At 69.7% G+C, this 24,315-nt stretch carries 27 protein-coding genes and 1 pseudogene; 15 read left to right on the forward strand and 13 right to left on the reverse strand.

Features of this window, described 5'->3' with window-relative positions; all coding sequences use genetic code 11:
• Window positions 1-93: 93 nt before the first annotated feature.
• Genes IEZ15_RS46725 through IEZ15_RS11265 form a run of 3 tightly spaced genes read right to left on the reverse strand, consistent with a single transcriptional unit; the run spans window position 94 to window position 2,078 of the window.
• Window positions 94-234 carry a hypothetical protein gene (locus IEZ15_RS46725; protein ID WP_157987073.1) on the reverse strand — a complete coding sequence of 47 codons (141 nt, stop codon included), beginning with the start codon at window positions 232-234 and terminating at the stop codon, window positions 94-96.
• A gap of 35 nt (window positions 235-269) precedes the next feature.
• The gene (locus IEZ15_RS46730; protein ID WP_189276243.1) at window positions 270-515 is read right to left on the reverse strand and encodes a hypothetical protein; all 246 of its coding nucleotides are present in this window, start codon (window positions 513-515) and stop codon (window positions 270-272) included.
• Between the two features lie 60 nt (window positions 516-575).
• Entirely contained in the window at window positions 576-2,078 is a 1,503-nt protein-coding gene (locus tag IEZ15_RS11265) for an APC family permease (RefSeq protein WP_229845831.1), read from the reverse strand.
• A 99-nt stretch (window positions 2,079-2,177) separates the two neighbouring features.
• Between IEZ15_RS11265 and IEZ15_RS11270 the strand changes: the two genes are divergently transcribed.
• Window positions 2,178-2,900: a TetR/AcrR family transcriptional regulator gene (locus IEZ15_RS11270; protein WP_189276248.1), complete on the forward strand. Its 723-nt coding sequence runs from the start codon at window positions 2,178-2,180 to the stop codon at window positions 2,898-2,900.
• 53 nt (window positions 2,901-2,953) lie between these two features.
• Here the strand turns inward: IEZ15_RS11270 and IEZ15_RS11275 are convergent, their stop codons facing one another.
• Complete coding sequence (locus IEZ15_RS11275) at window positions 2,954-3,655, reverse strand: FadR/GntR family transcriptional regulator (protein WP_189276251.1); 702 nt, start codon at window positions 3,653-3,655, stop codon at window positions 2,954-2,956.
• A 144-nt stretch (window positions 3,656-3,799) separates the two neighbouring features.
• Between IEZ15_RS11275 and IEZ15_RS11280 the strand changes: the two genes are divergently transcribed.
• Together IEZ15_RS11280 and IEZ15_RS11285 are read left to right on the forward strand one after the other, a co-directional pair.
• A complete protein-coding gene (locus tag IEZ15_RS11280) occupies window positions 3,800-4,309 on the forward strand; it encodes a gluconokinase (protein ID WP_114243667.1) in 510 nt (169 codons plus the stop codon).
• An 11-nt stretch (window positions 4,310-4,320) separates the two neighbouring features.
• Window positions 4,321-5,718 (forward strand): GntP family permease, encoded by a 1,398-nt coding sequence (locus IEZ15_RS11285; RefSeq protein WP_189276253.1) that lies wholly within the window; start codon window positions 4,321-4,323, stop codon window positions 5,716-5,718.
• Here IEZ15_RS11285 and IEZ15_RS11290 read toward each other — a convergent pair.
• Together IEZ15_RS11290 and IEZ15_RS11295 are read right to left on the reverse strand one after the other, a co-directional pair.
• Window positions 5,707-6,393 carry a cytochrome b/b6 domain-containing protein gene (locus IEZ15_RS11290; RefSeq protein WP_189276255.1) on the reverse strand — a complete coding sequence of 229 codons (687 nt, stop codon included), beginning with the start codon at window positions 6,391-6,393 and terminating at the stop codon, window positions 5,707-5,709. The two genes, IEZ15_RS11285 and IEZ15_RS11290, sit on opposite strands and share 12 nt — an antisense overlap.
• Window positions 6,335-7,000, reverse strand: a complete 666-nt coding sequence (locus IEZ15_RS11295; RefSeq protein ID WP_229845848.1) for a molybdopterin-dependent oxidoreductase — start codon at window positions 6,998-7,000, stop codon at window positions 6,335-6,337. Before IEZ15_RS11295 ends, IEZ15_RS11290 begins: the two co-directional genes overlap by 59 nt.
• A 217-nt stretch (window positions 7,001-7,217) precedes the next feature.
• Between IEZ15_RS11295 and IEZ15_RS11300 the strand changes: the two genes are divergently transcribed.
• Window positions 7,218-7,667 (forward strand): ASCH domain-containing protein, encoded by a 450-nt coding sequence (locus IEZ15_RS11300; RefSeq protein WP_189276259.1) that lies wholly within the window; start codon window positions 7,218-7,220, stop codon window positions 7,665-7,667.
• A 443-nt stretch (window positions 7,668-8,110) separates the two neighbouring features.
• Window positions 8,111-8,545: pseudogene (locus IEZ15_RS11305) on the forward strand (sensor histidine kinase); the annotation flags it as partial.
• Window positions 8,546-8,625: 80 nt separating this feature from the next.
• Here IEZ15_RS11305 and IEZ15_RS11310 read toward each other — a convergent pair.
• From IEZ15_RS11310 to IEZ15_RS11320, 3 genes are read right to left on the reverse strand one after another with little or no spacing between them, the layout of a single operon-like run.
• Window positions 8,626-11,181, reverse strand: a complete 2,556-nt coding sequence (locus IEZ15_RS11310) for an FG-GAP-like repeat-containing protein (RefSeq protein ID WP_189276262.1) — start codon at window positions 11,179-11,181, stop codon at window positions 8,626-8,628.
• Window positions 11,182-11,206: 25 nt separating this feature from the next.
• A complete protein-coding gene (locus IEZ15_RS11315; protein WP_157987074.1) occupies window positions 11,207-11,692 on the reverse strand; it encodes a hypothetical protein in 486 nt (161 codons plus the stop codon).
• Window positions 11,693-11,706: 14 nt separating this feature from the next.
• Complete coding sequence (locus IEZ15_RS11320) at window positions 11,707-12,138, reverse strand: hypothetical protein (RefSeq protein WP_189276264.1); 432 nt, start codon at window positions 12,136-12,138, stop codon at window positions 11,707-11,709.
• Between the two features lie 195 nt (window positions 12,139-12,333).
• Here IEZ15_RS11320 and IEZ15_RS11325 point away from each other — a divergent pair, with 195 nt between their 5' ends.
• On the forward strand, window positions 12,334-12,990 hold the full coding sequence (locus IEZ15_RS11325; RefSeq protein WP_189276266.1) for a ScbR family autoregulator-binding transcription factor: 657 nt from the start codon (window positions 12,334-12,336) through the stop codon (window positions 12,988-12,990).
• A 30-nt stretch (window positions 12,991-13,020) separates the two neighbouring features.
• On the opposite strand, the gene IEZ15_RS11330 is transcribed toward IEZ15_RS11325, so the two are convergent.
• Complete coding sequence (locus IEZ15_RS11330) at window positions 13,021-13,668, reverse strand: ScbR family autoregulator-binding transcription factor (RefSeq protein ID WP_189276268.1); 648 nt, start codon at window positions 13,666-13,668, stop codon at window positions 13,021-13,023.
• Between the two features lie 424 nt (window positions 13,669-14,092).
• Between IEZ15_RS11330 and IEZ15_RS11335 the strand changes: the two genes are divergently transcribed.
• The gene (locus IEZ15_RS11335) at window positions 14,093-14,428 is read left to right on the forward strand and encodes a hypothetical protein (protein ID WP_189276270.1); all 336 of its coding nucleotides are present in this window, start codon (window positions 14,093-14,095) and stop codon (window positions 14,426-14,428) included.
• Window positions 14,429-14,463: 35 nt separating this feature from the next.
• On the opposite strand, the gene IEZ15_RS11340 is transcribed toward IEZ15_RS11335, so the two are convergent.
• Both IEZ15_RS11340 and IEZ15_RS11345 read right to left on the reverse strand, forming a co-directional pair.
• Window positions 14,464-15,276, reverse strand: a complete 813-nt coding sequence (locus IEZ15_RS11340) for an AfsR/SARP family transcriptional regulator (RefSeq protein ID WP_189276272.1) — start codon at window positions 15,274-15,276, stop codon at window positions 14,464-14,466.
• Between the two features lie 348 nt (window positions 15,277-15,624).
• A complete protein-coding gene (locus IEZ15_RS11345; protein WP_189276274.1) occupies window positions 15,625-15,879 on the reverse strand; it encodes a hypothetical protein in 255 nt (84 codons plus the stop codon).
• Between the two features lie 268 nt (window positions 15,880-16,147).
• On the opposite strand from IEZ15_RS11345, the gene IEZ15_RS11350 reads away from it, so the two are divergent.
• Together IEZ15_RS11350 and IEZ15_RS11355 are read left to right on the forward strand one after the other, a co-directional pair.
• Window positions 16,148-17,971 carry a bifunctional metallophosphatase/5'-nucleotidase gene (locus tag IEZ15_RS11350; RefSeq protein WP_189276276.1) on the forward strand — a complete coding sequence of 608 codons (1,824 nt, stop codon included), beginning with the start codon at window positions 16,148-16,150 and terminating at the stop codon, window positions 17,969-17,971.
• 216 nt (window positions 17,972-18,187) lie between these two features.
• Window positions 18,188-18,586 carry a GntR family transcriptional regulator gene (locus tag IEZ15_RS11355; protein ID WP_189276278.1) on the forward strand — a complete coding sequence of 133 codons (399 nt, stop codon included), beginning with the start codon at window positions 18,188-18,190 and terminating at the stop codon, window positions 18,584-18,586.
• A 177-nt stretch (window positions 18,587-18,763) separates the two neighbouring features.
• Here IEZ15_RS11355 and IEZ15_RS11360 read toward each other — a convergent pair whose 3' ends face one another.
• Window positions 18,764-20,419, reverse strand: a complete 1,656-nt coding sequence (locus IEZ15_RS11360) for an FAD-binding dehydrogenase (protein WP_114243681.1) — start codon at window positions 20,417-20,419, stop codon at window positions 18,764-18,766.
• Between the two features lie 204 nt (window positions 20,420-20,623).
• Here IEZ15_RS11360 and IEZ15_RS11365 point away from each other — a divergent pair, with 204 nt between their 5' ends.
• The 6 genes from IEZ15_RS11365 to IEZ15_RS11390 all read left to right on the forward strand — a co-directional run bounded on the left by IEZ15_RS11365 (window position 20,624) and on the right by IEZ15_RS11390 (window position 24,314).
• On the forward strand, window positions 20,624-21,517 hold the full coding sequence (locus IEZ15_RS11365; RefSeq protein ID WP_189276280.1) for a DMT family transporter: 894 nt from the start codon (window positions 20,624-20,626) through the stop codon (window positions 21,515-21,517).
• A gap of 71 nt (window positions 21,518-21,588) precedes the next feature.
• Window positions 21,589-22,218: a TetR/AcrR family transcriptional regulator gene (locus tag IEZ15_RS11370; RefSeq protein WP_189276282.1), complete on the forward strand. Its 630-nt coding sequence runs from the start codon at window positions 21,589-21,591 to the stop codon at window positions 22,216-22,218.
• Window positions 22,219-22,247: 29 nt separating this feature from the next.
• Window positions 22,248-23,021: a glucose 1-dehydrogenase gene (locus tag IEZ15_RS11375; RefSeq protein WP_189276284.1), complete on the forward strand. Its 774-nt coding sequence runs from the start codon at window positions 22,248-22,250 to the stop codon at window positions 23,019-23,021.
• A 33-nt stretch (window positions 23,022-23,054) separates the two neighbouring features.
• A complete protein-coding gene (locus IEZ15_RS11380; RefSeq protein ID WP_189276285.1) occupies window positions 23,055-23,576 on the forward strand; it encodes an NUDIX domain-containing protein in 522 nt (173 codons plus the stop codon).
• Window positions 23,577-23,610: 34 nt separating this feature from the next.
• Window positions 23,611-24,006, forward strand: a complete 396-nt coding sequence (locus tag IEZ15_RS11385; protein WP_114243685.1) for a YidH family protein — start codon at window positions 23,611-23,613, stop codon at window positions 24,004-24,006.
• A complete protein-coding gene (locus IEZ15_RS11390) occupies window positions 24,003-24,314 on the forward strand; it encodes a DUF202 domain-containing protein (RefSeq protein WP_189276288.1) in 312 nt (103 codons plus the stop codon). The genes IEZ15_RS11385 and IEZ15_RS11390 overlap by 4 nt, the downstream gene beginning before the upstream one ends.
• Window position 24,315 lies beyond the last annotated feature (1 nt).

Genomic DNA, 24,315 nt, shown 5'->3' on the forward strand with positions numbered 1-24,315 from the left:
CGAACACGAACAACCGTACGCCCCGTGAGGGTGTCACGACGGCGCGCCGCGTTGGCGGGGAACGGCTGCCGTCCACCCGGTGGGATGTACCGGTTACGGCGCCGGGCACGGTGGCCACCACGGGCACACGGTTTCGAGCTGCTCCCTGGTGGGGGCGCCGCCGTCGATGGCGTCCATGGACCAGCCGCCGGTGATCCGCTCCTGGTCGAAGTGGCTGTCGGCGTACCCGCGCACGGCGGCGAGCGTGCCCGTCGCCGCACGGACATCCGTCAGGTTGCACTGGGCGGGTTCGAGACCGGCTGCGACGGCGTGGATGTGCGCGTCCTGGAAGCGGGGACCCTGCCGGCGAGGTCGACGACTTCGCTACCGGGGCCGATCAGCTCGCGCGCCTCGTCGTGGCCGACGGCGGTGACGCGGTCGCCGGTGACGGCGACGGTGGTGGCGCGGCTGCGTGCGGCGTCCATGCCGAGGACCGGGCCGCCGGTCAGGACGAGATCGGCGGGGGCGTGGTGCATGGGGCTGTTCCGTTTTCGCGAGGGCCATGCTCGGCGGGAGGCCGGCAGGGGTACGGGGGGTCAGGCTGTTTCGACGACCATGGGCTCGGCGGCGACGGAGCGGCCGGTGGTGAAGTACGGCGACTTCCTCACCCACTTGGCCCAGGCTGCCGCACCGACTCCGGACAGCAGCATGACGGCCGGGCAGAAGAGCATGAACCAGCCGTTGTCCGGGCTGATCTCGAAGTGGTCGGCGGAGGTGTAGAAGGACCAGCAGAGATAGCCGCCGAGGCCGAGGAGCACGGCGGCGGCGAGCACCGGGAGCACCACGGCCCGCAGGGCCTCGGACCGGCTCTCGCGCAGCGCCCCGCGGAAGCGCGCGGCGGCGGCCAGTGCGGTGAGCGCGTAGTACAGCGAGACGACGACACCGATCGCATTGACGGAGGCCAGGATGAGGTCGCCGACCTTCGGGATGACGAGTGAGGCGACGGCGATGGCGGCGGCGACACAGCCGACCGCGATGGTTCCGGCCGCCGGCGTCCCGTAGCGCGGGCTGATCCTGGTCCAGAACGCGCCGAGCGTGCGGTCGCGGCCCATCGCGAACATGCCGCGCACGGTGGGGATCACACCGGACTGGAGGGAAGCGACGGCGGAGAAGGTGAGGGCGATCAGCGGAAGTGCGGCGAGCGGCTGATGGGCGAGCCGGTCGCCGAAGTAGGTGAGTCCCTGGGCGCCATGACCGGTCAGCTCGTCCAGCGAGAGGACGCGCTGGAAGGCGAAGGAGCCGAGCAGGAAGAGACCGAGCATGGTGAACAGGGTGATGAGTCCGGCCCGGGAGGCGTCCTGCGGGTCGCGGATCTCCTCCGTGACGCTGAACGCCGATTCGAAGCCCCAGTAGCAGAAGACCGAGAGCAGAAGACCCTCGGCGAGCTGCTGTCCGGAGGGAATGGTGAACGGGTTGATCCAGTCGAGGCTGAACGGGTGCGGGCCGACGACCAGTCCGTACCCGCAGAAGCCGAGCAGAACGACGTATTCGAAGACGAGAAGGTATTTCTGCAGGCCGGCGGCGGACCGGATGCCGGTGATCGCGGTGAAGGTGACGGCGATCAGAACAACGATGCCCAGCGCGGTCGACTGGGCGGTGGAGTCCGGGTCGAGGTGGAGGCCGGCGAGGGTGTGCAGCCCTCCCTCGTCGGCGAGTTGGAGCAGGGCGGAGCCCGTGACGGTCGTGGTGTAGGAGAGGAAGACGATCGTGGAGACGATGCCGATCCAGCCGACGAGGAAGCCGAGCCAGGGGCTGAGGGAGCGGCCGACCCAGACATAGCCGCTGCCCATGTTCGGCTCGACCTTGTTGAGCCGGGAGTACGCGCCGGCGATACCCAGGATGGGCAGGAACGCGAGCAGCATGATGATCGGCAGATGCAGACCGACGGCGCCCGCGGTCACGCCCAGCCCGATACCGATGCTGGAGGTGGCGGCGGTGGAGGAGGCGGCGATGACGAAGCCGTCCACGACACCGAGGCTCCTCTTCAGTGCCGCGGGTGCCGGTGGGTCACTGCCGTAGGGGGTGGGGGTGTCCGTCACGGTGGCTCCTTCGCCGAAGGGGGCTCTTCGGCCCCGATGGCGGCACATCGAACTCTCCGGCGGGTTCACACGTCAACGCTGTTGTCATAAGGTGCCGCCATGAGCGCGAGCGAACGGGTGGTACCGGAGGGGGCGCGGCGCCGCAGGCGCCCCACCAAACAGGGCACGGTGCTGTCCGAGCAGCTGATCGTGGAGACGGCGTTGCGGCTGATCGGGGAGCACGGGGCGGCGGCGCTCACCGTACGCCGGCTCGGTGCGGCTCTCGGCTGCGATCCCAGCGCGCTCTACCGGTACTTCCGGGACACGGACGAACTACTGCTCGCGGTGGCCGACGAGTTGATCGGCCGTACGCTGCGCACCTGGCGGCCGACGGGTGACTGGCGGGCCGATCTGCGCACCCTCGGCCTGCGGATGCACGCGGACTATCTGGCGCACCCCCAGGCGGCCACGCTGACCTGTGCCCGGGTGACCGGCCGGGCGCATGAGATCCGGTCCGTGGAGGCGATTCTCGGGGTGTTGCGCGGTGCGGGATTCCCGGATGCCGAGGCGGTGCGGATCTACCACGTCTTCGTGGACCAGACGCTGTCGTTCGCTGCGCTGGACGCGTCCACGCTGGTGCTGTCGGAGCAGGCCCGCGCGCAGGAGGTACAGACCTGGCCGCAGACGTACGCCCGGCTTCCGGCCGATACCCATCCGAACATCGCGGCGACCGCCGGGGTGCTGGTCGCGGAGATGGACCGCAGCGGCTATCCCGCGGCGCTGGAGATGGTGCTGGCCGCGGCCGCGACCCGGCTGCAGCACGTACGTACGCCGGCACTGTAGGGACGGACCTCGGGGAGCGGGTACGTACGCGCGACACCGCCGCGGTACGGGCCTCAGGGTGCGAGCACGTCCAGCTCGTGCAGGGCGCCCACCGCGATCTCCTTCGTCAGCCGCTCCGCCGCCACCGTGTCGCCCTCGCGCACCGCTTCGGCGAGCCGGACGTGAAGGGTGACCGCGGCCGGGTCGGGGTCCTCGAACATCACCTGGTGGTGGGTGCGGCCCGCCAGGACCTCTGCGACGACATCGCCGAGCCGCGCGAACATCTCGTTGCCGGAGGCGTTGAGCACGATCCGGTGGAACGCGATGTCGTGCTCCAGATAGCCCTCCAGCTGCTGGCCGCGCGAGGTCGCGACCATGCCGAGCGCGCACTCGGTGAGGGCAGCGCACTGCTCCGGGGTGGCGTTACGGGCGGCGAGCCCTGCCGCGACCGGTTCGATCGCCGAGCGGAGCACGGTCAGGGAGCGCAGCTGGCGCGGGCGGTCGGCGCCGGCCAGCCGCCACCGGATGACCTGCGGATCGTAGACATTCCACGCCTCGGTCGGCTGTACGGTCACGCCGACCCGGCGCCGGGACTCGACCAGGTGCATGGATTCGAGTACGCGGACCACTTCGCGTACGACCGTGCGCGAGACGTCGAAGCGCTGGGCCAGCTCGTCGGTACGCAGTACCTGCCCGGGCCGGTGCTCCCCCGCGGCGATCTCCAGACCCAGGGTGTCCAGCACGTGCGTATGCAGCCCAGGGCCCTGTGTGGTCATGAGCACAGCCTACGGGGCACCCTTCGGGAAGAAAAAGTACGACGTTTATGTCACAGCATCTTGAATAAGTCGTACGTATGAGTTTCAGTAGCGCGACGGACCGATGTCGAGGAAGACGTCGAAGAAGACAGCGAGGCACCACCAATGAGCACCCCCCACGTCGTCGTGGTGATGGGCGTCGCAGGGACCGGCAAGACCACGATCGGCCCCCTGCTCGCCGCCGAACTCGGCGTTCCGTACGCCGAGGGCGATGACTTCCATCCCGCGGCGAACATCGCCAAGATGTCGGCCGGTACCCCACTGGACGACTCCGACCGGTGGCCCTGGCTCGATGCGATCGGCCAGTGGGCGCACGGCCGGGCGGGGCTCGGCGGGGTGGTGAGCAGCTCGGCGCTCAAGCGGGTCTACCGGGACCGGCTGCGCGCCGAGGCCCCCGGTGCCGTCTTCCTCCATCTGACCGGCGACCGGGCTCTGATCGAGGAGCGCATGGCGGAGCGCAAGGGCCACTTCATGCCCACCGCACTGCTCGACTCGCAGTTCGCGACCCTGCAGCCGCTGCAGGAGGACGAGGCCGGAGTCTCGGTCGATGTGTCCGGCACCCCCGAAGAAATCACCCAGCGAGCCGTCGCCGCGTTGCGCCGGCTCGAAAGCTAAGGATCACCACCGTGACCAGTCTCAGCGTCGAGATGCTGGCAGCGGATGCCGTCGAACCGATCACTTCGGCAGGCAACGCGCAGTTGGGCATCGCAGTCCTGGCGGGCATCGCCGTCATCGTTCTGCTCATCACCAAGTTCAAGATGCACGCGTTTCTCGCGCTGACCATCGGCTCGCTGGCGCTCGGCTCGTTCGCCGGCGCCGCACCGGCCAAGACGATCGCCAGCTTCACCGCCGGCCTCGGCTCCACCGTCGCGGGTGTCGGTGTCCTCATCGCGCTCGGCGCCATTCTGGGCAAGCTGCTCGCCGACTCCGGCGGCGCGGACCAGATCGTCGACACGATCCTCGCGAAGGCGAGCGGGCGGGCCATGCCGTGGGCGATGGTCTTGATCGCCTCGATCATCGGTCTGCCGCTGTTCTTCGAGGTCGGGATCGTGCTGATGATCCCGGTGGTGCTGCTCGTCGCCAAGCGCGGCAACTACTCCCTGATGCGGATCGGTATCCCGGCGCTGGCCGGACTCTCCGTGATGCACGGGCTGATTCCGCCGCACCCCGGCCCGCTGGTGGCGATCGACGCCCTCGGCGCCAACCTCGGTGTCACGCTCGCGCTGGGTGTGCTGGTCGCCGTCCCGACCGTGATCATCGCGGGGCCGGTCTTCTCCCGCTACGCCGCGCGCTGGGTGGACATCGAGGCTCCGGAGAAGATGATTCCGCAGCGTCCTTCGGAGGACCTGGACCGTCGGCCCAGCTTCGGCGCCACCCTGGCGACGATTCTGCTGCCCGTCGTGCTGATGCTGGTCAAGGCCCTGGTCGACATCGTCGTGGACGACCCGGAGCAGGGTGTCCAGCGGGTCACCGATGTGATCGGCTCGCCGCTGATCGCGCTGCTCGCGGCCGTCATAGTCGGCATGTTCACGCTGGGCCGGGCGGCCGGTTTCACCAAGGGCCGGCTCTCCACCACCATCGAGAAGTCCCTCGCCCCGATCGCGGGTGTGCTGCTGATCGTGGGTGCGGGCGGCGGTTTCAAGCAGACCCTCATCGACGCCGGTGTGGGCCAGATGATCCTGGACTTCTCCAAGGACTGGTCGATACCCGCACTGCTGCTGGGCTGGCTGATCGCCGTCGCGATCCGGCTCGCGACCGGTTCGGCGACCGTGGCCACCATCTCGGCGGCCGGTCTGGTCGCCCCGCTGGCAGCCGACATGTCGACCTCCCACGCCGCCCTGCTGGTCCTCGCCGTCGGCGCGGGCTCGCTCTTCTTCAGCCATGTCAACGACGCCGGGTTCTGGCTGGTGAAGGAGTACTTCGGCATGAACGTCGGCCAGACGGTGAAGACCTGGTCGGTGATGGAGACCATCATCTCCGTGGTCTCGCTGGCCTTCATCCTGCTGCTGTCGCTAGTCCTCTAGCGAGCGGCTGCCCGCACGGTCCTCCCCCCACAGCGCATGCTGTGACCGTGCCCAATGGCGCTCGACCGACCCGGTGCGCATGCCACGGCGTGCCTCCGGGTCGGCGAGCGCCATTGCCATGTGCCCGGCCAGGACGATCCCGATCGCGAGCGCCAGCCAGTCGTGGACGAAGGTCGCGCTGGTGCGCCACATCAGCGGTGCGAGGCCGGTGAACCACATCAGCGCGCCGGTGCCGGTCATCACCAGCACCGCGCCCGCGATCCAGGCCGCGTACAGCTTCTGCCCGGCGTTGAACTTTCCGGCCGGACGCGCCTCGGGCCGGTGGTCGCGGCGCCATACGGCCCGCAGCCACTGACGGTCGTGCGGCCCGAAGCGGTTGAGCCGGGACAGGTCGGCCCGCAACGCCCGTGACAGCAGTCCGGCCAGGAACGGTACGGGGGTCAGCACCCCGGACCACTGGTGCACGGTGACCACCGTGTGGCGACGGCCGACGAGCTCGGCGAGCTGGGGCAGGTACAGACACGCCGCACTCGCCACGCACAGCAGCATCAGCGTGGCCGTACTGCGGTGCACCCAGCGTTCCGCACCGCTGAAACGCCGTACACGCTCCGCGGGGTCAGGTGGTGGGGGCGTCGTCGCGGCCGTTGGACCGGCCGACCCAGGCGTCGACGTCATAGCCGAGCTCCTCCCAGTAGCCGGGCCGCACGGAGTCGGTGACGGTGATCCCGGAGAGCCATTTCGCCGACTTGTAGAAGTACATCGGGGCCACATAGAGCCGGACCGGACCGCCGTGGGAGTGGGCCAGCGGCCGGTCCTGCATGCGCAGCGCGACCAGCACATCGGCGCGGCGGGCCTGCGCAAGGGTGAGGCTCTCGCTGTAGGCGCCGTCGAAGCAGGTGAAGCGAACGGCCTTCGCCCCGGGCCGTACGCCCGCCGCGTCCAGCAGCGCCGAGAGCCGTACCCCCTCGAAGGGGGTCTCGGGCACCCGCCAGCCGGTGACGCACTGGACATCGCGGACCGTACGGGTCTGCGGCAGCGCCTTCAGGGCGTCCAGGGTGTATGCGGCCGGGCTGTCGACCAGCCCGTCGACGGTCAGCCGGTAGTCGTCCGCACCTTTCTCCGGTACGGACGAGGCGACGGAGTAGTAGCGGAAGCCGCCGCCGTTGGGGAGCAGGCCGGTCAGGCCGGTGGGGTCCTTGTCGGCGACGGCGCCCAGCCCGGATTCCAGCGTGCGTTGCAGCACGGGCGCAGCAACGACTCCGGCGGCGCCGAGACCGAGCATGGCCAGGACGACACGGCGTCCCAGGGGTGTGCCTTCGGCGTCGGGAGGGCGACTGTTCACCCGACCATTCGAGCATCTGCGGCCGCGGGTCACCAGGGGGGCGCGGGCACCTGCCCGTACCCGAGGTCAACTCTGCTCATTCCCGGCACAGTTGACGAGCCCCGATCGGGTGCGCGTTCCGACGTCGCGCCCGGCCGGACATGTCAGAATTGGCACCATGTCGAACCATGAACCCCTCAAGCCCTTTCTGCTCGCCTTTCCCGGGCCGCTCCGCGACCGGCTGGTGGGGGCGGTGCTCGCCGGTGACAAGGTGTCGACGACCGGGCTGCTCGCGGAGTACGAGGCGGAGAAGGAGGAGCTGCCTCCGGTGGGTGAGCGGTCCGCGCTGATCGACTCGGACGGCCGGGAGATCGCGGTGCTGGAGGTGACGGAGGTGCGGGTGCTGCGCCTGGGCGACGTCGATCTTCAGCATGCGATCGACGAGGGCGAGGGCGACACCTCGGTGGCCGAGTGGCGTGCTGGTCACGAGAAGTTCTGGCACAGCCAGGAGATGCGGGAGGCGCTCGGCGACCCGGAGTTCACGGTAGACGACGACACCATGGTCGTCGCCGAACGGTTCCGGGTCGTCGAGCTGCTGGATCCCGTCGTGGGCGCGGCACAACGGTAGGCGGAGCCCGCCGGGTCCTCTACGTCGGCGGGGCGGGGATCTCGCGGCAGAATGTTCATGCCGTGCGCATGTGCTCCGAAGGAGACACCGCCTGTCCCGACGGGGCCGACCAGTGGTTCCAGGGTCCAGGTCAGGCGGTCCTCGCCGTGCGGGCGCCGGTCGAGCGGCGGTCCCATCACCGCGTCGAGCCCGGACGGCAGTTGCGGACGGATCTCGCCGCTCGGCAAGCGGGCGTGTCAGACACCACGGGCCGGACGGGGCTCCGCGGGCATCCTCCAGGACGTGGCCTGCGCCGATGTGAAGCCATCCGACCTGAGCCGCCGATGGGCCAGGCGTCATCGGGGACGCCGAGGACGGAGGCACGCTGGGCGTGCCGCCGGATCGTATCTTTCGGCCTTACGGAAGGGGGCAACTCAGACCCGCGCACGGGGTAGGGGCCCAGCCTCCTCCGCTCGGCCCTGGACCGGGCCCGGCTGCGCGGCCCGGAGCTGACCTTCGTGACGGACCTCGCGCCCTGGTACGTACGGGCCGAGCCGGCGGCGCTCGAACGCGCCCTCGTCAACGTCCTGGACAACGCGGTGAAGTTCTCGCCGCCGCGGGGCACGGTCGAGGTGTCCCTGATGCGGGGCGAGTCGACCGTCCGCGACCACGGCCCCGGCATCTGCCCCGACGAGCTCCCGCACGTCTTCGACCGCTTCTGGCGCTCCCCGTCGGCCCGCAGCCTCCCGGGCTCGGGCCTCGGCCTGTCGATCGTGGCCCGCACGGTCCACCACGCGGGCGGCACGATCGCCCTCACCCCGGCGCAGGGCGGCGGGACGGTGGCGACGCTACGGCTGCCGGGGGCGCCGACGCCGCCGCCGGACGCGCCCCACTCATGACGAACTGCACCTGACTGCGTTCACACGGGGGCCGGGCATCCGCGTCACGACGGATACCCGGCCCCGGTGTCATCGCTGGATCACAGCAGGTCCTTGTAGGCCCCCCAGTCGGTGGCGGTCGACATCTTCGACGGGGCACCGAAGGTGCCGTCGCCCTTGCCGGGCCACTGCCACAGCCGGCCACTGCTGTCGACGCCGGCCATGTCGCCGTAGCGGTCGCCGTTGAAGTCACCGGCGAACACCTTGGTGACCGTGCCGAAGCCGTTCGGCGCCCAGGTCTGCCTGGTGCCTGTGCCGTAGGAGGCGTCGCGCGCGAGGGGACCCGGGTTCAGCTCCAAGACCGTCGGGGAGGCCATCCTCGCGATGTCCATGCGGCCGTCACCGGTCACGTCCAGCGGGGAGAACTCGGTCTCCGAGCGCCATGCGTAGAGATACTCGTAGCCGGGACTCGCTCCCAGGGTGGCGTTGATCCCACCGTCCCCGTCGCCGGGCCACCACCAGATGGCGTCGTCGTCGTAGTTGCCCTGTTCCGAGCCCTGGCCGCAGGCAGCCGCGATGTCCGTCTTTCCGTCGCCGTTGAAGTCGGCGGCAAAGGCGACCCGACACGGCGCGTGAAGGCCCGGGTCGAAGCCGGCCTGTGTTTTGTACCGGTTGTCCATCAGTGGATGAGCCGTCGTGCCGACCCCGCTGTTGCCGTCTCCGGCCCACCACCACACACGGCCACCGCCAAAGCCCCCGATGTCGCCGATCCCGTCCCCGTTGAAGTCGCCGGTGAAGACGTTGGTGTACGCGCTGCCGCGGCCGTCGGTCCACAGCATCCGCTTGCTCCCGAGGGTGCCGTTGCCGATGCCCGGGTGGAGGGCGAGATTGCCGTCCGCCTGGAGGGCCACGACATCGGACAGTCCGTCGGAGTTGAAGTCCTGCGGCGGGGTGATACCGGGGGTGACGTTATAGACACCGCAGGCCGGCAGCCCGGGGTAGGGCTCCGCACCCACACCGGTGATCTTGTCAGCCGGTACGAAACCCCAGCCCCGCCAGCCTGTCCAGCCCGACGCCGTATCGCCCTTGACGTAGTACCAAATGCGGTTCCCCGCGCCGTTCATGTCACCGCTGCGCCAGCACACGAAGCCGTGCGGGCCCGCCAGCAGCTGCCCGGTCGACTGCGCCGTGGTGTACGGCTCGGCCTTCACGTCGGACGCCAGGCTGCCGCAGTTCATCTCCTTGGTGAACGACCTGCCGTCGGGGTCTGTATAGCTCACGTCCGTGACCAGGAAGCACTCGCCGTTGTTCGCGATCTCCACGGTGAACTTCGCGTAGGCCGTGAGGAATTGCCGGGTGCTCTCAGCCTTGGCACTCTCGGCGGTGAGGGAGGTCCGTACCCCCAGGTCCACAAGACTCGTGCCACTCTGCGCGGCAGCCTGCGCCGCGCTTGTCGCGCCCAGAGTCACCGTGCCCTTGGGGCAGGAGTAGGAGGAGTTCTTCGTCTTCCACAACGGCTGGTTGTTCCACGTCGTCGTGGCACCGGCGCGGCCTGTCTCCCACAGTTCCACAGGGGCGAGGGAACAGTCCCCTGTCCACCCCGAAAGATCCTTGAGGGACAGCGACGCGTTCAGCACCTGCCGCCCGGCCAGGTAAGGAACGTCCACCTGGAAGAACGAGCGCGTACGCGAGAACTTGCCATCGGTTCCCTTGTAGTTCCCCATCCAGAGACGTTCAGTGTCCCAGTGCTGCCACTCGGGGGAGAACTCGTGCACCGCGTATGCGCCGGGCAATTCCGTGCTGAACGACGGGCCCACGTAGACCGGGTAGGTGGTACCGGTGTCGGTCAGCAGTTTCTGGTCGGGGACGACCGTGAGGCTTTCACCCGCGGCCGTGGTCTCCATGACCGCCTGCTTCTTCTTCGTGCCCTTACCGCTGTCCCACATCCGGGGCGCCGGCCCGGAGAACGTCGTACGGCCCTTGGCGTCGGCCGCCTTCAGGCCCTGCTTCTCGTCGGCGGTCACCTTCAGGCCGTTCGACTTCATGCCGTACGTGAGTTTCCTCAACTCGGGGTTCTTCGCGGCCTTGGCGTCCTTGACCACCAGCAGCTGCTGGAAGCCCTTCGCATTCACCTCGACCTGGAGGTCGACTCCGGGCATCACCTCGGGGTACGTCGCCACCGCGCCGGCCAGCCTCGGCTTGGGCAGCTTGCCCGGCCAGCTGTACTCCAGCACGTGCATGTCGTCGTTGAGCCGGACCAGCGGGCCCGTGCCGCCGTCGGAGAGCTCGATGCCCGCCGCCGCGGCCTTGGGCGTCACCCTGTTCTTGCCGACCACCAAGTCGGTGTCGACCGCGACCCACTTGCCGCCCTGACGTACCCGTACCGGCGACAGGTGCGTCGTCACGGTCAGCGTGCCGGACGGATTCGCGTGCACCTCGGAGGTCTCGGTCCGCCGCTCCACGATCTCCACCGGCTCTCCGGAGGATTTCGCCTTCGCAAGCGGCGACACCTCGACGCCTCTGCCTGCCTCACCGGAGTCCGGGTCGGAGGCCGTCGCGGCTATTCCCAGCCCTGTTCCCAGGGTGGAAAGGGTCACGAGCAGACCGAGGGCGAGCACGGAGCTACGACCGCGCCCCCGCCCTGTGTCATTCCTCATCAGCATGGAAACTTCTCCGGATCTGTCAGTACCACGGGCAGCGGGGAAGCCCCGGGAAGGGATGCGGAATGCCGGACGGGGTCAGGAGTTTGTTGGACTCCATGGCCCCCCAGCCCTCGAAGGTCTCAAAGGGCGAAACCGCCGTGTCACCCTTGGTGTAGTACCAGACGGTGTTTCCGCCGGAGTGCGGCTGACCACGCGTCCAGCAGACGAAGGTGCTCAGCGCCGAGGTCTTCTTTCCGGTGAGCGGGCTGTCGTAGGAGGCCCGGCCGTAGACATCGCCCGTGAGGTTGTCGCACTTGACGTCGGTCCGGAAGACGTTGCCGAGCTTGTCCTGCTGGAGGATGTTCTCCTCCAGGACACAGGTGGCGGCGTGGGCGGTGCCGGTGCCGAGACCGCTGGTCAGCACAGGGACGGCCAGGGCCATGACGGCCAGTCCGCGGGCGGTCCGGGCGAGGCGGCCGAGCCGCGGCCTGCGCTCCTGCCGGGCCGTGTCGTCGGTTGCGTGCATGCGTACGAACACCCCTATCCCCACGAGCACTTTCGCAGCCCTGGGAAGGGCGCCTTGGTGGTGCCGAGCGCACTCGCCGGCATATAGCCCCAGCCCTGCTGGCCGGGGTTGTTCACGACTTCGTCGCCCTTGGTGTAGTACCAGACGCTGTTCTTCCCGGAGTGCGGAGCCCCGATCTTCCAGCAGACGAACCAGCTCGTGGTTTTCGTCATCCTCCCGGTGACAGGAGACCCGAAGAAGGACTGGGATGTCACGTCTCCGGGTGTGTTGGTGCAGTAGAGGTCGATGGGGAAAGACATCCCTCCCCAGTCGGCGTGCGGCGAATTCTCGCGGATTTCACAGCCGGGTTCGGCGGAGACAGCGGGGGCGCTTCCGACCACTCCCCATGCGCCGGCCATGGCGAATGCGGGTAGGCAGACCCACAGCCGGGTCCTTCTTGTTCTCATCCAAGCTCCCTGTGAGGCAGACCTCGCCAGGGTGCCGGAAGCCCCTGACATGCCCCTGATGATCTGCCTCCGGAGTGATGACGCATGACCCGTCCCGCGAATACCGCACGGTCGGTATTCAGTATCCTGGCACCCCAGCGGAACGACGTCCTGACCAGACGCTCAATCGACCCACACTTGACCAGGGGGGTTCTGATGGCCAAGCAGCAGCGTGCGATACGTACACGTCGACTGATCCTCGACTCGGCCGCCACGATGATCGAACGCAACGGGTATACGGCGACCAGCATCGACGGCATCTCCACGACAGCGGGGACGACCAAGGGCGCTGTCTACTTCCACTTTCCGTCGAAAGGCGACATCGCCGCCGCCCTGTTCGACGAGGCGCACGACTCGCTCCGCGCGATCGCGACCCGGGCCCGCGGCCCTGAGGCCTCGCCGCTGCAGAGCCTGATCGACACGACTCATCTGCTCGTACGACAGTTCAACGGGGACCCTGTGACCCGAGCATGCATCCAACTCTGCCTGGAGCGCCACAGCCCGGCACCCCAGGCGCGCGCCTACCGGCTCACCTGGGCGAGCACCGTGCGGCTGCTGCTGGAATCGGCCGCCGCCCGCAGGGAGTTCAGAGAGGGCGTCAGCGCCCATGCCGTCGCCGCCCTCGTCATGTCCATGGGCGCCGGCGCTGAACTGCTCGCCGGACGGGAGGGCAGGATGTTGCGACCGCACATGACGACCGCGATGTGGCGGGTGATCCTGCCGGGACTGGTCACCCCGAAGCACGCCGCGACGCTGCACCCGGAGGGCTCCCCCGGGATACAGCTCGCGGATCCAAGTCCTCAGGCACACTGAGGCGCACCGGACGACTCCGCCGGGCGATCCTCAGCCCGCGGAACCAGGGACTTCCGGGCCGTCGGGGAACTTCACCGCACCCTCCGGCTTCAGGCGCCGCAGCGCCTCCGGCATGGCCAGCCCCGGCAGCACCACCCGCCAGAAGGCAGTGATCCGCTCATCCAGGTCCTCCCACTGTGTGAGCACCTGGGCCATCAGCTGCGTTCCCGTGAAGAGCGCGACGATGAGCTGGGCCACGGCCAGCACGTCCACCTCGGGGCACAGCTCCCCTTCCGTACGAGCCTGCTCCAGGAAGGCCTGCGCCGGCTCGACCCAACGCAGATAGGGCTCCGGGTCCGGCTCGGTGAACGACCCCTGTTCGATGACCAGCCGGACTCCGGCGCGCACCAGGGGCACATGCTGCAGCGCGTGGGCCACCGCATGCGTGGAGTCGATCGCCTGCTGCAGCGGAGAGCCTTGCAGCCGAAGCTGCCCCATGGCCGAGAACTGCGCCTCGATCACCCCGCGGGCCAGTTCCTCCTTCGACGAGAAGTGGAAGTAGAGGGCCCCCTTGGTGACGCCCGAGGCAGCGATGATCTCCGAGAGGGGAGCCGCGACGAAGCCCCGCTTCTCGAAGACGATCGACGCGGCTTCCAGAATCGCCCGGCGCGTCCGCAACGCCCGCTCCTGTATGACCACTTGGATCCCCTTGCCCCTCACATCACCAACGCTTCACAGTCATCCTGCGTCCCGCCTGCGATCTTTACCAACTAAAAACCGGACGGTAGGTATCGTACTGCTGAAGCAAGGCACACACCTCATCCGCTCCTCTCTGATGCAGGAGTGACCACGTGTCGATGACCGACGCCACCCTCATCCCCGGCACGTCCGTCCCGAAGGCGTCCCCCACGCAGGCGGTCCCGCCCCAGCGCTTCACCCGCACCGTGCCTCGTTCCTACGTCCATCGCGCCGCCATCGCCGAGGTGCCGGCCTCTTGCGCGGCGGCCGTCATGGGCGTACGGACCGGCCCGCGCATCCCGGTGGTCACCGGGACCCTCGGCTCAGGGGCGGCACTCCTGGGCCTCACCCGGCTGGGCCCCGCAGAGGGTTACGGCGCCCACTGGTGGCTGCTCGCCCTCCTCGGTACGGGCATCTCGCCGGCCGCGGCGCCTGCCGAGTGGCCCTCCTCGGCGCCGTACCGGTGGCCCGGGCGGGCACCGCCTCAGGGGTGTCCAACACCTTCCCCCAGCTGGGCAGCGCCCTCGGGGTGGCGGTCTCCGGGGCGACGGTGTCCGCCCAGGGCCTCGTGCCCGGTACCGCCTCGGCGCTGCTCCCGGCCGCGGGTCCGGTACTGACGGCGGGCCTGCTCGCCCTGGCGCTGCTGCGGCGTCACAGGGAAGCGGGTGCAGCCGACGCGCATCGGGCGGAGCAGGACGCCGGGGTGGCGAGCGGCGTGTGAGCACCACCACCGGCGCCGTACTCAACCCCGTATGGTCACGCCACTGCGGACCGGCGCGGGATTCCCCGTCCCTTCTCGTGTGGGAGCACGTCCGCCATGTCGTGCTGGAGGATCGCCTGCATCCGCGACTGCACGGTGGGCGTCGGATCCAGGCCGAGCTCGCCACGCAGTGCGGTCCGCAGCCGCCAGTAGACGTCGAGCGCCTCGGCCGGACGGCCGGAGCGGTACAGAGCCACCATCAACTGCTCGGAGAGCCGCTCGTGCAGCGGGTACAGCATGGTGAGCCGCCGCAGCTCCGCGACCGTGCCGGCGTGCCGGCCGCCGCGATGCTCCAGCTCGATCTTGTCCTCCAGGGCGAGCAGCCGCTCCTCGTCGAGGCGGGCAGCGGCGCTGCCGCACAGCACACCGCCGCCGACGCCCTCCAGCGCGGGGCCACGCCACAGCCCAAGCGCCTCCTCAAGGGCGGCAGCGGACCGGGCCGGGTCACTGGTCATCAGCCCGTGCGCCTCGGAGCGCAGCGACTCGAACTCCCGGAGGTCGACCGTCTGGTCGTCCAGCCAGAGGCTGTATCCCGACTGTTCGGAGACCAGCCGCTCGCGGGCGAAGCCCGATCCGCACCAGGCGTCCAGCGACCGTCTCAGTCGGGTGACGACGGCCTGCAGGGCGTTGTCGACCTGGGCTGGTAGATCGTCGCCCCATATTTCCCCGATGAGTTGGTCCTTGGAGACGGAGGCCCCTTCACCGAGCAGGAGCAGGACCAGGAGGATGCGCTGGCGTCCTCCCCTGATGTTCGCCGGCCGGCCTTGCACCCGGACCTCCAGAGGACCGAGCAAGTTGAAGCGCACCACGACTGCCACCCTTCTACGGAAGCCGACCGACAGTAGCGAGCGTGCGACCGTCGGTACATCGTCAGCAAAAAACCGACGGACCGGTTTGTCAATGTAACAACAGTTCAGGTGGCTGTAATCGATCGGTGCACAAGGCGGGTGCGGCGTGAAAGCCCCACGCGAGCGGACGACCCACCCCGGCGCGATCCGGGGGGCAAGCCGCCGTAAAGGCCCGTCAGAAGCCCGCGGACTCCGTGCGGACGCCCCTCTTCGTCCTGGAACACGCCGCGGATCCCGCCCAGCATCGCCTCGGCCCGAACCGCGTCCAGCATGGCTCGATCATGTCCGAACCGTCCCACGCGGCGGCCGTCATCGCGCCGTGCACCGCGAGGCCCGGGCGGCGGCGCTCGTCGTGACACCGCCGTGTGCGACGTCGGTCGTCGTGGGGCAGAACATCGGTGAGGAGTACCCGGCCTGTGGCGTCCCGGCCGCCGACATGCCGTCCGTCTCGGCGGCGGAGGCGATCAGGGCAAGGACCTCCTGGACCTGCTCCGGGGGGAGCTCGTCGACGATGTCGATACGGCGGCCCGACTCGATGGCTGTTGCGGGAGCTTCAGTCGTCATACGACGGTGGGCCGTTCAGCGAGTGTCGTTGGGGGCGCCGTCGAGTGATGGCAACCAGGTCGTTACCCGTACCCGTCTGTTGCGCTACGCGCGTTGACCTTAGGCTGCGCTCGGCAGACCAGCGGCCATGGCCTCACCGCCCGGAGCTTCCCGGGGGAGGGGCGGGGGTGGACGGGGTGATGAGGCGCCAACAAGCCCGCATTGCCGCTCTTTTCGCCATGACATGGCACTGCCGGATCCATCGGGCGTGCAGGGAAGAAGGAGACAGATGTCGGAGACTCGTCACAAGAAGCGTGCGGGGCGGCGGATACTCGCCACCGCCGCCGGACTCGCCACCGCCGGTGCTCTCGTGGCCGCCATGCCTGCCGGCGCGGCGCAAGGTAACGGGCCGAGCAACGGCAACGGCTGGGCGTACGGCAAGGGCATCGGCCGTACCGTCGACGTGCAGCTGCTCTCCTTCAACGACCTGCACGGCAACCTGGAGCCGCCGGCCGGCTCTTCCGGCGAAGTCCACGAGCACGGCGCCACCGAGGGCATCAAGGCGGGCGGCATCGAATACCTGGCCACCCACCTGCGGGACGCCCGCAAGGGCAACCCGTACTCGATCACCGCCGCCGCCGGCGACATGGTCGGCGCCTCCCCGCTGATCTCCGGCCTCTTCCACGACGAGCCCACCATCGAGGCGCTCAACAAGCTCAAGCTCGACGTCACCTCCGTCGGCAACCACGAGTTCGACGAGGGCGCGGCCGAGCTCGCCCGCCTCCAGAACGGCGGCTGCCACCCGACGGACGGCTGCGCGACAGAGGGCAGCACCTACCAGGGCGCCGACTTCCCGTTCCTCGGCGCGAACGTCACCGGCGAGAAGACCGGCAAGCCGATTCTCGACCCGTACTTCATCTGGCAGAAGAACGGCGTCAAGATCGGATTCATCGGCGTGACCCTGAAGGGCACGGCGAACATCGTCAATGCCGAGGGCATCAAGGGCCTGAAGTTCGGCGACGAGGTCGAGACGATCAACAAGTACGCCAAGAAGCTGGAGGGCAAGGGCGTCAAGTCCATCGTCGCGCTCATCCACGAGGGCGGGCTCCCGGCCTCCGACTCGTACAACTACGACTGCGACAGCCCCGGCCCCGGCGACGGCATCTCCGGCCCGATCGTCGACATCGCCAAGAACATCGACCCCCAGGTCGACGCGCTGGTCACCGGCCACACCCACCAGGCGTACGCCTGCACCATCCCCGACCCGTCCGGCACGCCCCGCACGGTGACCTCCGCGGCGTCCTTCGGGCGGCTCTACACCGACACGACGCTGACCTACGACCGGAAGACGAAGGACATCGTCCGTACGGCCGTGACGTCCGCCAACCATGTGGTGACCCGTGACGTCGACCGGGCGAGGGACATGGAGCGGCTCGTCAAGGAGTGGGGTGCCCTGGCCGCGCCCATCGCCAACCGCCCGGTCGGCCACATCTCCGCCGACATCGAGGGCCGCGGCTCGAAGGCGTACGAGAAGCCGCTCGGCAGTCTGATCGCCGACGCCCAGCTGGAGGGCATGGCCCCGGCCGACAAGGGCGGCGCGCAGATCGCCTTCATGAACCCGGGCGGCATCCGCTCCGACTTCGTGCACAAGGGCCCGGACGGGGGCGAGGGCGACGGCGTCCTGACGTACGGCGAGGTGTACACCGTCCAGCCGTTCACCAACATGATGACCGTCCAGGACCTCACCGGTGGGCAGATCGTGACCGCGCTCCAGCAGCAGGTCAGCGGCCGCAACGAGGAGTCCCCGAAGATCCTCCAGGTGTCCGGGGGCTTCACGTACACCCTGGACCTCACCAAGACCGGCGCCGACCGGATCGAGGCCGCGTCCGTGAAGCTGAACGGCGAGCCGATCGACCCGGCCACGACGTACCGCGTCGCCATGAACGAGTTCCTGGCGGGCGGCGGCGACGGCTTCGCGGCCTTCACCGAGGGCACGAACAAGCTGGTCGGCGCCTCCGACCTGGACGTCCTGCTCGACTATCTGGCGGCCCACTCCTCGGCCGACGCGCCGATCGCGCCTCCGGCGGCGGGGCGAATCAACATCGTGCAGTGACAGTGGCTCTCCTGCTGCGGGGCGGCGGGGCGGCGGGGCCTTCGGGACCCGCCGCCCCGCCGCCTTGTGCGCGCTTGTGCACCAGCCGTCACGCATACCTCTCCCCGCTCATGGCTCGTTTACTGATGCGCCGTCAGCCCACAAAGGCTGTCCGGGTCTTGCCGGTTGACAGCGGGCCGGTTCTTGGATTTTCACTACTTGATTAGTGAAAGGGTGATGGAAGGGATCGTGCTCGAGTACCGCATCGACCGGCGCAGCGGCGTCGCCACCTACCTCCAGATCGTCCAGCAGACGAAACAGGCCCTCCGGATGGGCCTCCTGGAACCCGGCGACCGCCTGCCCACCGCACGCGAGGTCGTCGAAGCGACGGCCATCAATCCCAACACGGTCCTCAAGGCCTACCGCGAACTGGAACGCGAAGGCCTCGTCGAAGCCCGCCGCGGCCTCGGCACCTTCATCCGCACCACCCTCGGCACCGCCTCCCCCGCCGACTCGCCCCTGCGCGGCGAACTCGCCGACTGGGCACGGCGGGCGCGGGCGGCGGGGCTGGAGCGGGAGGACGTGGCCGCGCTCTTCACATCCGTACTGAAGGAACACTTCGAGGGGGACGAATGACCGACCCGGTCATCGAGGCCGAAGGCCTCGGCCTGCACTACCGACGGCGCCGCAAGGCCGCCTGGGCGCTGAAGGACTGTACCTTCACCCTGCCCGTCGGCCGGGTCGTCGCCGTCGTCGGCCCCAACGGGGCGGGCGACGGCCCAGGTCGCCGGGACAGCGGGACGCCCGGGGTGCCTAGGAGGTCGCCTGCGCCGCCGCCCTCCCCGCTGCCCGGCCGGAGAAGATGCAGCCGCCGAGGAAGGTCCCTTCGAGGGAGCGGTACCCGTGCACCCCGCCGCCGCCGAAGCCTGCCGCCTCCCCCGCCGCGTACACACCGGGCAGGGGCGTGCCGTCCTCGGTCAGCACCCGGGAGGACAGGTCCGTCTCCAGTCCGCCGAGCGACTTGCGGGTCAGGATGTTGAGCCGTACCGCGATCAGCGGGCCGGCCTTGGGGTCGAGGATGCGGTGCGGCGGAGCCGTACGGATCAGCTTGTCCCCGAGATAGGTGCGGGCCCCGCGGATCGCGGTGATCTGGAGGTCCTTGGTGAAGGGGTTGGCGATCTCGCGGTCACGTGCGGTGATCTCGCGGCGCAGTTCGGCCTCGTCGATCAGCGGCTCGTCGGTGAGCGCGTTCATCCCGCGGACCAGCGCGCCGAGGTCCTTCTCGACCACGAAGTCCACCCCGTGGTCCATGAAAGCCTTCACCGGGGCCGGTACGTCCGCGCGGGCCCGGCCGATCACGTCACGGATCGACTTTCCGGTCAGGTCGGGGTTCTGCTCGGAGCCGGAGAGCGCGAACTCCTTGCCGATGATCTTCTGGTCGAGGACGAACCAGGTGTGGTCGTGGCCGGACTTCATGATGTGTTCGAGGGTGCCGAGGGTGTCGAAGCCCGGGAAGAGCGGGACCGGCAGCCGCTTGCCGCGGGCGTCCAGCCAGAGCGAGGACGGTCCCGGCAGGATCCGGATGCCGTGCTCGGCCCAGATCGGGTTCCAGTTCTCGATGCCCTCGGTGTAGTGCCACATCCGGTCGCGGTTGATGTGGTGGGCGCCCGCCTCCTCGGTGATGCCGAGCATGAGTCCGTCGACATGGGCGGGGACGCCGGAGAGCATCTTCGCGGGCGGGGTGCCGAGCCGCGGGGGCCACTGCTTGCGCACGAGGTCGTGATTGCCACCGATGCCGCCGGAGGTGACGATCACCGCCTGGGCCTTCAGCTCGAACGTGCCGGTCGACACCCGGCTGCTCGCGGTGCCCCGGGCGGCGGCGCTCGGCTCCAGGATCTCGCCGCTCACCGTGTCGACGGCGCCCGCGGTGCGGCCGAGACCGGTGACCCGGTGGCGGAACCCGAACTGTACGAGGCCCTTGGCGACGCCTGCGCGGACCCTGCGCTCGAAGGGGGCGACGACGCCGGGGCCGGTGCCCCAGGTGATGTGGAAGCGGGGTACGGAGTTGCCGTGGCCGGTCGCGTCGTAGCCGCCGCGCTCCGCCCAGCCGACGACGGGGAAGAGCCGCAACCCCTGGGCGTGCAGCCAGGAGCGCTTCTCACCGGCCGCGAAGTCGACGTACGCCTCGGCCCACTTCCGTGGCCAGTGGTCCTCCTCGCGGTCGAAGCCCGCCGTGCCGAGCCAGTCCTGGAGGGCCAGCTCATGGCTGTCCTTGATCCGCATCCGGCGCTGCTCGGGCGAGTCGACGAGAAAGAGACCGCCGAAGGACCAGTGCGCCTGCCCGCCGATCGACTGTTCGGGCTCCTGGTCGAGCAGGATCACCGAGCGGCCCGCGTCGACCAGCTCGGCGGTGGCCACCAGACCCGCGAGCCCCGCCCCGATAACGATCACATCAGCGTCGTACGCCATGGGTTCCATCCTTGTCGGGGCGATCCGGTCACGGCCACGGTGACCGTCCGGCCGGGGCGCCGGAAGTTACTCGTGCGTCAGATCCTCTGCATCGGCCGCCGCGGCGTCAACCGCCCGGTCGGCGGCGCTCCGGCCGCACCCGCAGGGCGCAGGCGCTATCGTCGAAACAAATCACCCACTTCTGGCCTGACTTGAGGTAGAAGCGTGTCGGTGCTGGTCCTCGTGCTCGCCGTGAGTGCCGCCTGCTGTCTGGGATTCGGTTTCGTCCTGCAGCAGGCCGCCGCTTCGCACGCCCCGAGGAGCGACTATCTCTCCTTCCGACTGCTGCTGGACCTGATGCGGGTGCCGAGCTGGCTGGCCGGGATCGGGCTGATGGTCTGCGGCATGGCGCTGGGGGCCCTGGCCCTGGGCGAGGGCGAGGTGTCCGTCGTCGAACCCCTGCTGGCGACCAATCTGCTCTTCGCGATGGCTCTGTCGCGCCATCGCACGGGGCAGCGGCTCGGCCGGCAGGGCTGGGCCGGGCTCTGGCTGCTGGCGGGCGGAGTCGCCGCCTTTCTGCTGGCGGGCCAGCCGCAGGGCGGTGAGGCGGTGACCAGTCCGCTGCGGCACTGGCTGGTCATCGGCGTGGTCGTGGGAATCGCCCTGCTGCTCACCGCCTTCGCCAAACGCTCGGAGTCCGGGGTCGCCCCGGCGCTGCTCGCGGTGGCCGCGGGGCTGCTGTACGGACTCCAGGACGCCCTCACCCGGGTCACCGGCGAGCGGCTGTCCGACGAGGGCTGGTCGGCACTGGTGACGGCGTGGCAGCCGTACGCGGTGGCGGTGCTGGGGGTGACGGGTCTGCTCCTGGTGCAGAGCGCGTTCGAGACGGGCCCGCTGCGCGTCTCGCTGCCGCCGCTGACCGCATCCCAGCCGCTGGCCGGGATCGCCTGCGGGGTCGGTTTCCTCGGCGACCGACTGCGTACCGACACCGGCGCACTCGCCTGGCAGGCGGTAGGTCTTGTGGCGATCGTCGTCGGGATCGTGCTGCTGGGACTGCATCCGGCGATGCCGGAGGGGCCCGTGAGCGGGCGCCGGGAAAAGAGTCTCCAGCCGAACTGACCGGCGTCTGTCCGGTCACAGGGCGCCGTCCGCCCTGGTCATTAATAATGGCCAGCATTAGAATGGTCCTCATGGCGAGAACGTCAGGGCAAGAGACCAGGGACAAGCTGATCCGCGCGGCCGAGGAGATCTTCGCCGCGCAGGGCACGGACGGCGCCCAGCTGCGAGACATCGTCCGGCTGGCCGGGCAGAGCAACCCCTCCGCGGTCCAATACCACTTCGGCTCCCGGGCCGGGCTGCTCGACGCGGTGATGGAAGGCCGCCAGACCCGTACCGAACAGGTGATCGCGCCGCTGCTCGACGAGCTGGCCGGGGACTGTGGCGTACGGGAACTGCTCACCGCACTGGTGACGGCCGAGGCGAGCCTGCTCGCCGACGACCGGGGCCGCCGCTGTCTGCGGATCTCGGCCCAGCTCAGCCATGAGACCGGACTGCGGACCGGCCGATTGCACCCCGCCCTGGACGGCACCGCCTACGGGCGGCTGATCGGCCGCATCGGGGACTGCCTGGGCGCACTGCCCGGGCCCGTGCGTCTTGAGCGCCTGGACCTGGCGCTCACCCTGATCGGCGCGGCGCTGGCCGACCGCGCCCGCCAGGGTCTCGACGGCACCCGGCCGCTGACCGGCGAGGAGTTCTTCCTCGCCGATCTCGTCGAGACCACCACCGCGTTCCTGCACGCGCCCGTGCCGGGCGGCGCGTGAACCACCCGCACCACATGAAAGACAGTGTCATGACCGACAAGAACAAGCTCAGCGACAAGACCGTCATCATCACCGGCGGCGCCCGGGGACTCGGCGCCGAGGCCGCCCGCCTCGCCGTTGCGGGCGGCGCCCATGTGGTGATCACCGATGTGCTCGACGACGAGGGCGCCGCCACCGCCGCCGCACTCGGGGCGCAGGCCCGCTTCATGCACCACGACGTGACCTCCGAGAAGGACTGGCAGCGCGTCGCCGAATTCGCCGTCGCCAAGTTCGGGCGGATCGACGGCCTGGTCAACAACGCCGGCGTATCGACCGGTCAGCCGCTGGAGACCGAGACGGTCGAGCACTTTCGCAAGGTCATCGACATCAACCTGACGGCCGTCTTCATCGGCATGAAGACGGTGATCCCGGTGATGAAGGAGAACGGCGGCGGTTCGATCGTCAACATCTCCTCGGCCGCCGGTCTGATGGGCCTCGCCCTGACCTCCAGCTACGGCGCCTCCAAGTGGGGGGTCCGCGGTCTGACGAAGGTCGGCGCGGTGGAGCTCGGCGAGGCGAAGATACGAGTGAACTCCGTGCACCCGGGCATGGTCTACACGCCGATGACCGCGTCCGTCGGCATTCAGCAGGGCGACGGCAACTACCCGAACACCCCGATGGGCCGGGTCGGCGAGGCCCCGGAGATCGCGGAGGCGGTCACCTTCCTGCTCTCGGACGCCGCCTCGTACATCACCGGCGCCGAACTGGCCGTGGACGGCGGCTGGACCACGGGCCCGACCGTCAAGTACGTCATGGGCCGGTGATCACTGTCAGCGGCCTGATGTTGGATGAGGGGCATGACTCCTTCTGACGAGATCCTGGACATCGTCGACGAGCACGACGTGGTCGTGGGGCAGGCCCCGCGCGGTGAGGCGACCGCGCGGGGCCTGCGCCATCGCTGCGTCTTCATCGAGGCCAGGGATGCCGGGGGCCGGCTCTTCGTGCACCGCAGGACCCCGGCCAAACCGGTCTTCCCGTCCCACTACGACATGTTCGTCGGCGGGGTGGTCGGGGCGGGCGAGTCGTACGACGAGGCAGCACTGCGGGAGGCCGAGGAGGAGCTGGGGGTCTTTGGGCTCCCCCGCCCCGAGCCGCTGTTCAAGTTCCTCTACGAGAGCGCGGAGCACTCCTGGTGGAGCCACGTCTACCAGGTACGGTGCGAGCTGCCGGTGAACCCGCAGGTGGAGGAGGTCGCCTGGCACACCTTCCTCACCGATGCGGAGCTGGAGCAGCGGCTCGACGACTGGGAGTGGGTGCCGGACGGCCTGGAGGCGTACCACCGGCTGCGAGCCTTCCGGGCGGGCGGGGCAGCCTCCTGAGCCGGGGCTCGATTGCCGGTCGTAAGGTTCACGCGTGATCGAATTCGTACAGAGCCTGCGACTGTGGTTCGCGCCGCAGCGTATCCGCGAAGAGGGCGACACCCCCGACTACCGGTTCTCGCTCGCCAACGAGCGCACCTTCCTCGCCTGGATCCGGACGGCTCTCGCACTGATCGGCGGTGGTTTCGCGGTCGACCAGTTCCTCCCTGAGCTGGTGTGGGGCATCCGCGCGGGACTGGCGCTCGCGCTGCTCGCGGCCGGTGTGCTGTGTGCGCTGCGGGCGATCAATCACTGGGTACGGTGCGAGCGGGCGATGCGGCGCGGCGAGGACCTGCCGGTCTCCCGGTTCCCGACGCTGCTCGGTCTCGCGGTCGCCGTCGTCGCCGTGGCGATGGTGGTGGTGGTCCTCTTCGGCTGGGAGGGCCGGTGACGGCCGAGGGGCGCGACCCCGGACTTCAGCCCGAGCGGACCAGGCTGGCGTGGCGGCGCACGACCCTGTCCTGCACGGTGGTGGCGCTGCTGGCGGTCAAGCAGGCGCTGCACAGTGGGGCGAGCCCGGCCGGGATCGTCGCCGTGGCGCTGAGCGCGCTGGCCTGGCTGGGATTCCTGCTCGTGGCGCACCGGCGGGTGCTCGGGATGGGGACCGCGCGGCCGCAGCCGCTCTCGGCGCTCGGTGCGCTGACCGCGGGGGCGTGCACGGTCGCGCTCGCGGTGTTCGCCGCGGCCATGCTGTTCTGAG

This window comes from Streptomyces atratus (assembly GCF_014648655.1).
Classification (GTDB): Bacteria; Actinomycetota; Actinomycetes; order Streptomycetales; family Streptomycetaceae; genus Streptomyces; species Streptomyces atratus.

What these genes read in the sequence shown, in the direction of transcription:
- IEZ15_RS46730 (WP_189276243.1), bottom strand. Translation starts at nt 515, where the DNA reads ATGCACCACGCCCCCGCCGATCTCGTCCTGACCGGCGGCCCGGTCCTC.
- IEZ15_RS11270 (WP_189276248.1), top strand. Translation starts at nt 2,178, where the DNA reads ATGAGCGCGAGCGAACGGGTGGTACCGGAGGGGGCGCGGCGCCGCAGG.
- IEZ15_RS11275 (WP_189276251.1), bottom strand. Translation starts at nt 3,655, where the DNA reads ATGACCACACAGGGCCCTGGGCTGCATACGCACGTGCTGGACACCCTG.
- IEZ15_RS11280 (WP_114243667.1), top strand. Translation starts at nt 3,800, where the DNA reads ATGAGCACCCCCCACGTCGTCGTGGTGATGGGCGTCGCAGGGACCGGC.
- IEZ15_RS11290 (WP_189276255.1), bottom strand. Translation starts at nt 6,393, where the DNA reads ATGACGTCGACGCCTGGGTCGGCCGGTCCAACGGCCGCGACGACGCCC.
- IEZ15_RS11295 (WP_229845848.1), bottom strand. Translation starts at nt 7,000, where the DNA reads ATGCTCGGTCTCGGCGCCGCCGGAGTCGTTGCTGCGCCCGTGCTGCAA.
- IEZ15_RS11300 (WP_189276259.1), top strand. Translation starts at nt 7,218, where the DNA reads ATGTCGAACCATGAACCCCTCAAGCCCTTTCTGCTCGCCTTTCCCGGG.
- IEZ15_RS11310 (WP_189276262.1), bottom strand. Translation starts at nt 11,181, where the DNA reads ATGAGGAATGACACAGGGCGGGGGCGCGGTCGTAGCTCCGTGCTCGCC.
- IEZ15_RS11315 (WP_157987074.1), bottom strand. Translation starts at nt 11,692, where the DNA reads ATGCACGCAACCGACGACACGGCCCGGCAGGAGCGCAGGCCGCGGCTC.
- IEZ15_RS11320 (WP_189276264.1), bottom strand. Translation starts at nt 12,138, where the DNA reads ATGAGAACAAGAAGGACCCGGCTGTGGGTCTGCCTACCCGCATTCGCC.
- IEZ15_RS11325 (WP_189276266.1), top strand. Translation starts at nt 12,334, where the DNA reads ATGGCCAAGCAGCAGCGTGCGATACGTACACGTCGACTGATCCTCGAC.
- IEZ15_RS11345 (WP_189276274.1), bottom strand. Translation starts at nt 15,879, where the DNA reads ATGACGACTGAAGCTCCCGCAACAGCCATCGAGTCGGGCCGCCGTATC.
- IEZ15_RS11350 (WP_189276276.1), top strand. Translation starts at nt 16,148, where the DNA reads ATGTCGGAGACTCGTCACAAGAAGCGTGCGGGGCGGCGGATACTCGCC.
- IEZ15_RS11355 (WP_189276278.1), top strand. Translation starts at nt 18,188, where the DNA reads ATGGAAGGGATCGTGCTCGAGTACCGCATCGACCGGCGCAGCGGCGTC.
- IEZ15_RS11360 (WP_114243681.1), bottom strand. Translation starts at nt 20,419, where the DNA reads ATGGCGTACGACGCTGATGTGATCGTTATCGGGGCGGGGCTCGCGGGT.
- IEZ15_RS11370 (WP_189276282.1), top strand. Translation starts at nt 21,589, where the DNA reads ATGGCGAGAACGTCAGGGCAAGAGACCAGGGACAAGCTGATCCGCGCG.
- IEZ15_RS11375 (WP_189276284.1), top strand. Translation starts at nt 22,248, where the DNA reads ATGACCGACAAGAACAAGCTCAGCGACAAGACCGTCATCATCACCGGC.
- IEZ15_RS11380 (WP_189276285.1), top strand. Translation starts at nt 23,055, where the DNA reads ATGACTCCTTCTGACGAGATCCTGGACATCGTCGACGAGCACGACGTG.